We start from the raw sequence: 6,778 nt of genomic DNA on the forward strand, positions 1-6,778 counted from the left end.
GGCGTTTCCCGTTCATAATGCTTAGACAGGCTGTGCCGCCCACTCGGCACGCAGGGGAATGCAGAGGGAACGCAGATGGTGACCGCAACCATAATCAGAATCCGGCGCCATGGCATTGGCGTGATCGCGCTGCTGGCGTGTCTGGCCATCGTTATGGCCAACCCGGCTCAGGCCAATCCGCGCTACGCTGCCATCGTGGTTGATATTGAAAGTGGCGAGGTGCTGCACGCTGCGAATGCCGATGAGACCCGCTATCCGGCATCGCTGACCAAGATGATGACGCTGTATTTGTTGTTCGAACAGCTGGAAAGAGGGCAGCTGCGTCTTGATTCACCGCTCCAGGTCTCCTCCTATGCGGCGTCCAAGCAGGCGTCGAAGCTCTATGTAAAGGCGGGTTCGACCCTTCCGGTGGAGACTGCCATCGAGGCACTGATCATCAAGTCGGCCAACGACGTGGCGGTGGTGGTGGCAGAGGCCCTGGGCGGCAGCGAGGCGAATTTCGGTCGCATGATGACCGACAAGGCGCGGCAGCTGGGCATGTCTCGCACGACCTTCCGCAACCCCAATGGCCTGCCTGATCCCGGCCAGACCACTACCGCTCGAGACATGGCGACCCTGTCGATCCGCCTGATGCAGGACTATCCCCAGTACTACCCCTACTTTTCGCGAACGAGCTTCACCTGGCAAGGCAAGAGGGTCACCGGCCACAATCGACTGCTTGGCAGCTATGCCGGCGCCGATGGGATGAAGACCGGCTTTATTCGTGCCTCGGGGTTCAACGTGGCCACCTCGGCGGTGCGCAACGGTCGCCGCCTGGTATCGGTGGTGATGGGGGGGTTCACCGCAGCTTCTCGGGATACTCACATGGCCGACCTGCTCGACCGCGGCTTTGTGCGCGCTTCGCTCTACGGCCGCGGCGACTGGGTCGCCCAGGCGGACTTTTCCGGCGACCGAATGAACATGACGGGCGCACCGGCGCTGGCTCCCGTGACGCCGGTGGCGCCAACCCGCCAGCCTCAGCGTCAGCTGGCCAGTCTGCAGGCCCCTGAGCCGCTGCCCTCGGCCCAGCCCTCGCTTCCGCAGACGGCACAGGGCTCCGCCGATGACCCGATCCGCGAGTTGATGACCCGTGCCCAGCCGTCCAGCGCCCAGCGCAGCGAAACCCCGCACCGCCTCGAGCCGGTAGGCCCAAGCGCCAGCTGGGGCGTTCAGGTCGGAGCCTTCTCCAATCCCGATAACGCCCGCCAGCACGCCAGCCATGCTGCCGGCCGGCTCAGCCAGGATCTCTTCAATGCCCGGGTGAATATCGATGAGGTGAACGGCTCTCAGACCTTCTTCCGTGCCCGCCTGGTCAACCTCGACGAGAATCAGGCCTACCGCGCCTGCCGCAGCCTGGCGAGAGAGGGAATGGACTGCATGGTGGTCAATTTCTAGCATTGCCGTTCACGCGCTAACCTTCTAGCCTGTCTGTCACTACCACCCCGCCGGCCTCTGGTCGGCGGGGTGGTGTTTTTGGGTCAGGGTCGACTCGGAGGGAATATGTCACCGTCGTTCAAGGGAATCGGGTTCATGTGCCTGGGCGTGCTCTGCCTGGCCATCGGTGACGCCATCGCCAAGTGGCTGGGCGAGGTGCACTCGCCGCTACAGATCATCTTTTTCCGCACTCTTGTCTCGCTGCCGATGATCGCGCTGCTGGCCTACTTCGGCGGCGGTCTGCGCAAGCTGCGTACCCGCCGCCCCGGGGTGCATCTGCTGCGCGGACTGATCTACACCGGCACCATGGTCTGCTTCGTGCTGGGCCTGACCCTGCTCCCCCTGGCCGAGGCTACCGCCATCGCCTTCGTGGCCCCGTTGTTCGTCACCCTGCTCTCGGTGCCGCTACTGGGCGAGCGTATCGAGAAGCCCGTGCTGGTGGCGTCGCTGGTGGGCTTCGTGGGAGTGCTGGTCGTGGTGCGGCCTGGCGGCGCGGCCTTCGATATCGGTGCCCTGGCGCTGATCGGCGCAGCGGTCTTCTATGCGCTGATGATGGTGACTGCACGTCGCTGGGGCGGCACCGAGCACCTCTGGGCCATGGTCTTCTACATGACGCTGGTGCCTTTCCTGATCACGGCCATAGCGCTGCCTTGGGTGTGGCAGACGCCCCATCCCTGGCATTGGCTGGCCTTCGCGGGATCAGGCGTTTTCGGGGTGGGGGCCACCGCCTTCATTACCATGGCCTTCCGCCACGCCCCGGCGGCCATCGCCGCGCCCTTCGACTACACCGCCATGCTCTGGGCGGTGCTGCTGGGCTGGTGGTTCTGGGGCGAGATGCCGGATATCTGGGTCTTCGTCGGCAGCGCCCTGATCATCGGCAGCGGCCTGGCTATCGCCTATCGTGAAGGCCGTACGAGCCTCAAGCGCCGGCCCACCTCCTGATCGATATCAGCCAAAGAAGATGCGTGCGGCGGCTTCAGGATCGGGGCGGCCGCAGATCGCCGAGATCACCGCCAGGCCTCCGGCGCCGGCCTCTCGCACCGCGGCGACGTGCTCGGCCTTGAGCCCGCCGATGGCCACCGTCGGCGAGGCACTGGCCGCCACCAGGGCAGCCAGGCCCTCGAAGCCCAGCGGTTCTGCGTGGTCATGTTTGCTGGGTGTGGCGAACACCGGCCCTAGCCCCAGATAGTCGAGGCGTTCGAGATCCACCCGGGCGAGCTGTGCCGGGGTCTGCACCGAGAGGCCGAGCAGCGCCCCCTCCCCCAGCGCCGCGCGGGCGGCGGCCACGTCGCCGTCGTCCTGGCCGATATGCAGGCCATCGGCGCCGCTTTCCACCGCCACCGCCAGGCGATCGTTGATGATCAGCGGCACGCCGCTGCCGGCAAGCGTCGCCTTGAGGCGGCGGGCCTGGTCGATCATCTCGCCATCACTGGCGTGCTTGTCGCGAAGTTGCACCACCGTCACCCCGCCGCGCACCGCGGCGACCACGGTCTCCACCAGGCCATACTTGGCGCACAGGTCCGGGTCGGTGACGAGATACAGGGATAGATCAAGTCGCATCGGTCAACTCCAGCCGCAGGCGGCCTCTCAGGGTTTCGTTATCCAGGGCATACAGGGCGTCCAGGAAGGCCACAGCGAAGCTCCCGGGGCCCCGTGCACTCTCGCCGGCGAGTTCCCCGGCCGTGGCGTAGCAGGCCAGGGCCGCCACGGTGGCCTCGAAGGAATCCTCGGCGCCGACCAGGAAGGCGGCCACCACACCGGTGAGCGAGCAGCCCAGAGTGGTGACTCTCGGCATCAGCGGGTGGCCACCGTGCACGTACGCCAGGCGGCGACCGTCAGTGACGAGGTCTACCTCGCCGGTGACGGCCACGACGCAGCCGATTCGGCGGGCCAGACGAATGGCGGCCTGCTCGGCGGCTTCTGCCGGGTCGTTGCTGTCGACGCCGCGCCCGCCGGCACCGCGGGCCTCCAGGGCGATGATCTCCGAGGCGTTGCCGCGAATGACCGTGGGCAGACGCTCCAGCAATCGCGCCCCGGTCTCGCGCCGGTAGGCGGTGGCGCCCACCGCCACCGGGTCCAGCACCCAGGGCTTGCCCATCAGGCGAGCCGCTTCTGCGGCTTCGATCATCGCCTCTACCCAGTGGGGCGAGAGGGTGCCGATATTGACCGTCAGGGCGTCGGCGATGGCGGTGAACTCGGCGGCCTCCTCGCGGGCATGCACCATGGCCGGCGAGGCGCCGATGGCGAGCAGCACGTTGGCCATGGTGTTCATGGCCACCAGGTTGGTGATGTTATGAATCAGCGGAGCGTGCTCACGCACCCGGGCCAGGTGCGCAGCGGGGTCGATCGAAGGGAAAATCGTATGGGACATGCGGCCTCCCGGGCGCGAGAGGTGCAGGCTGGCGCCAGGGCCGGAACTGCACGACTCCCTACGCCGGCATTATCCGGGTCAGGTTCAAAGGGTACCTCTCAGCCGCGGCAACTCACTTCCGCGACGCCCCTGTCGTCAGGCCACACTATCCACGTCCCAGGCAGGACTGTAAAGGCTGGGCAACGCCACTGGCGAAGCGCTCAAGATGCGAGGCTCACGCCATCAAATGGAAGCCCGAAAGAGTGATCAGGCTGGCCAGCAGCAGGCTGTCGAGGCTCTTGCGGGCCTCCTCCTGTTGCCAGCGCTCGGGGCGCAGCAGCGCCAGGGCCGCCATGCCCAGGGCGGCGAGCCCCAGAGGCAGCTCGATGGGCTCCCAGCCGGCGACCAGCACGCCCAAGGCCAGCAGCGCCAGGCCGATGAGCAGCAGCGGTACGATGGCACGGTTCTCAGTGATGAGCGTGTCATCGAGTATCGTTATCGGGCTATAGGTCATGGCGTCGCCTCGCGTTGGGGTCCGGTTATCAGCCTCTGACTATGTCGCCCTTTCCTTAAGGATTGCTTAAGGTGATATGACCGGAATGTGACGGGCGCCTTTGAGGCCTGCGCTTACGGTATGAACGAGCTTGAGGAGGTACGCCGCCCGGCCCCTGATATCTCCCGCGAGGTGTTGCAGGCGCTATCACGCTTCTATTGCTGCGTGATCAACGCCCCGGGGGCTTCCGCCTCCGGGGCGTGGCAGTTAGCCGTCAGGTCCATAGCGTCCTGGCGGACCTCGCTCTCCACGCGAAAGGCATCGGATGCCGATCTCGCTGTCACGCGAGCTGATGATTCGCATGGATCCTCAGGATCTCCAGGAACTGGTCGGCAATCTGCTGGAGAATGCCCTGCGCTGGGCGGCGACCACGGTCACGCTCAGCGCAGGCGAGGATGGGGAGGAGTGCTGGATCGAAGTGGCGGATGATGGGCGGGGCATGAGCGAACCCCAGCGCCATCACGTCATGGCGCGCGGGGCACGGCTGGACGAGCAGGAACCCGGCAGTGGCCTTGGCCTGGCCATCGTCTCCGATCTGGTTGACCTGTACGGGGGGAGACTCGTGCTTGCTCCCTCGTCGCTGGGCGGTTTGGCGGCACGGATTTATCTGCCGTCAGGCCCTCTGCCAAAGGGTTAGGGGTATACGAAAACCGGACACGAGAAGCGCACTAGCCAGTCGGTGATTTCCACCACCGGCCATTGCTTTCGATAATGCTTACCGAAAGGCGATGCGAGTACCGTTGGCAAGCATCTCGTCCGGCGTCATCGCATGACCTGGCACCCCGATCATCTCGTCACCGCACTGATCTGACCAGGTCAGCACGCCATGGGTCAGACCGACTCCGCCGAGTTGATCGCGAATCTCCCCAGTGCCGAGGAAGGTCAAGGTGCGTCCGTTGGCATCCGAGAGCTCCGAGACGCCGGTGCCATGGTGAAAGCGCACCGTATAGATGCCATCCATGGATTCGACTTCGACAATCGGGGAAAAGCCTTGAGAGATGGCGCGGGACAGTTCCTTGAGGGTGATATGGTCACTTAGCTGATAGGCATGGTCAGACATGGATTTTCTCCGATTCTAAGATTGTTGGCTCTGTTGTATAGCTATCGTAGAACTATTTGGTCGCTTTTGCCGCGGATTTTTTCCCGATACGTGAATTTTCTTACATTATAAGAACGCCTTGTACAACATGCGTGACGCCGGCACTGGAAATATCCCGCCGCTGTCTTCATGCTCGACGTAACCTCTTCATTGTAGACAGGAGTAGCCCATGAGCTTCAAGGGTGAGCATCATCCCGGTGTCCAGACCCCCACCGCCGAATCCGCAGGATTTCGTTTCAACCACACCATGCTGCGGGTGAAGGACCCCGAGACATCACTAGCCTTCTACACCCGCGTGTTCGGCATGGTGGTACTGCGCCGCCTCGATTTCGAGGAGATGCAGTTCTCGCTCTACTTCCTTGCCAGGCTGGGGGAAGGCGATGCGGTCCCAGATGAAACAGGCGAACGCACCGTCTGGACCTTCAGCCAGACGGGATTGCTGGAGCTGACCCACAACTGGAGCACCGAGGACCAGCCAGACTTCGCCTACCATGACGGCAACGCCGAACCACAGGGCTTTGGCCATATCTGCTTTAGCGTGCCGGACCTGGAGGCCGCCGAGGCCTGGTTCGACGAAAACGGTGTCGAATTCGTCAAGCGCTCCGATCAGGGCAAGATGAAGGACGTGGCATTTGTGAAGGACGTTGATGGCTACTGGATCGAAGTGGTCCAAGCCGACCGCATGGCCTGATGGAGCGTCTTGGCCCGCGCACTGCACGTTTCGCTCGGTTCATGGACGGCGCCGCTCTCAGCCAGAGAGCGGCGTTTTTATCTTGAGCCGGTAATCCCTATCGAGACCTGGCGTTTTTCTCTGCCCTGTCGGTTGTCCAGCACCAGATAATAGTCACTGCTTTCGGGAATTCGTAGCGTCAGGTCGACGTGGCGATGGGTCTCGCTGGCCATAAGCGGCCTGGCAGCATTCGGTAGCTTGTCGAACTCTGCACTCAGTACCAAAAAGAGTCTCAGTAGCCCATCCGTCTCCAGTTGGATGCGAAGAGAGCCTCCCTCGGGAAGGTTTGTCAGGCGTATGGCCTGCCAGCGCTTAGCCTCAACGGCAGTGGTGGTAGCAATGGACTGCTGATGGGACGGTTGGGCCATGGAGCCGGTAGACCAAATGGTCAAGGCAAGCAGCAGAGCCATACTAAGCATATATCGATGTGCCATATGGGAGAGCCTCGGCGGTCTCAATGACCAAGTGCAACACGTAACCCATCAGGTACGGTGTTGCCATGACCTACTGCTACAGCCATCTCACTGCTGAAGACCGAGCCGCCATCATGATGATGCGAGCCACGCACTCGAC

General features: G+C 63.7%; 9 protein-coding genes and 1 riboswitch. Of the genes, 4 read left to right on the forward strand and 5 right to left on the reverse strand.

All coding sequences use genetic code 11. The features are described 5' to 3' along the window. The first annotated feature begins 75 nt into the window (after window positions 1-75). Window positions 76-1,434, forward strand: coding sequence for a serine hydrolase (locus tag ACFODV_RS07850; RefSeq protein WP_379757222.1), 1,359 nt, complete (start codon window positions 76-78; stop codon window positions 1,432-1,434). Window positions 1,435-1,539: 105 nt separating this feature from the next. Then, window positions 1,540-2,415: a DMT family transporter gene (locus ACFODV_RS07855; RefSeq protein ID WP_379757224.1), complete on the forward strand. Its 876-nt coding sequence runs from the start codon at window positions 1,540-1,542 to the stop codon at window positions 2,413-2,415. A 6-nt stretch (window positions 2,416-2,421) separates the two neighbouring features. On the opposite strand, the gene thiE is transcribed toward ACFODV_RS07855, so the two are convergent. From thiE to ACFODV_RS07870, 3 genes are all read right to left on the reverse strand, one after another. Beyond that, window positions 2,422-3,033, reverse strand: coding sequence for a thiamine phosphate synthase (gene thiE / locus ACFODV_RS07860; protein WP_379757227.1), 612 nt, complete (start codon window positions 3,031-3,033; stop codon window positions 2,422-2,424). After that, window positions 3,023-3,844: a hydroxyethylthiazole kinase gene (gene thiM, locus ACFODV_RS07865; protein WP_379757230.1), complete on the reverse strand. Its 822-nt coding sequence runs from the start codon at window positions 3,842-3,844 to the stop codon at window positions 3,023-3,025. Before thiM ends, thiE begins: the two co-directional genes overlap by 11 nt. Window positions 3,845-3,882: 38 nt before the next feature. Further along, window positions 3,883-3,985, reverse strand: a riboswitch (TPP riboswitch). A gap of 73 nt (window positions 3,986-4,058) precedes the next feature. Then, on the reverse strand, window positions 4,059-4,337 hold the full coding sequence (locus ACFODV_RS07870; protein WP_379757233.1) for a hypothetical protein: 279 nt from the start codon (window positions 4,335-4,337) through the stop codon (window positions 4,059-4,061). A gap of 304 nt (window positions 4,338-4,641) precedes the next feature. Between ACFODV_RS07870 and ACFODV_RS07875 the strand changes: the two genes are divergently transcribed. Next, entirely contained in the window at window positions 4,642-5,013 is a 372-nt protein-coding gene (locus ACFODV_RS07875; protein ID WP_379757236.1) for an ATP-binding protein, read from the forward strand. Between the two features lie 78 nt (window positions 5,014-5,091). Here the strand turns inward: ACFODV_RS07875 and ACFODV_RS07880 are convergent, their stop codons facing one another. Beyond that, entirely contained in the window at window positions 5,092-5,436 is a 345-nt protein-coding gene (locus tag ACFODV_RS07880; RefSeq protein ID WP_379757239.1) for a hypothetical protein, read from the reverse strand. Between the two features lie 208 nt (window positions 5,437-5,644). On the opposite strand from ACFODV_RS07880, the gene gloA reads away from it, so the two are divergent. Next, window positions 5,645-6,166 carry a lactoylglutathione lyase gene (gene gloA, locus ACFODV_RS07885; RefSeq protein ID WP_379757242.1) on the forward strand — a complete coding sequence of 174 codons (522 nt, stop codon included), beginning with the start codon at window positions 5,645-5,647 and terminating at the stop codon, window positions 6,164-6,166. A 77-nt stretch (window positions 6,167-6,243) separates the two neighbouring features. On the opposite strand, the gene ACFODV_RS07890 is transcribed toward gloA, so the two are convergent. Beyond that, window positions 6,244-6,573, reverse strand: a complete 330-nt coding sequence (locus ACFODV_RS07890) for a hypothetical protein (RefSeq protein WP_379757245.1) — start codon at window positions 6,571-6,573, stop codon at window positions 6,244-6,246. Window positions 6,574-6,778 lie beyond the last annotated feature (205 nt).

Origin of the sequence: Halomonas tibetensis (assembly GCF_042643535.1) — a bacterium.
GTDB classification, from domain to species: Bacteria; Pseudomonadota; Gammaproteobacteria; order Pseudomonadales; family Halomonadaceae; genus Halomonas; species Halomonas tibetensis.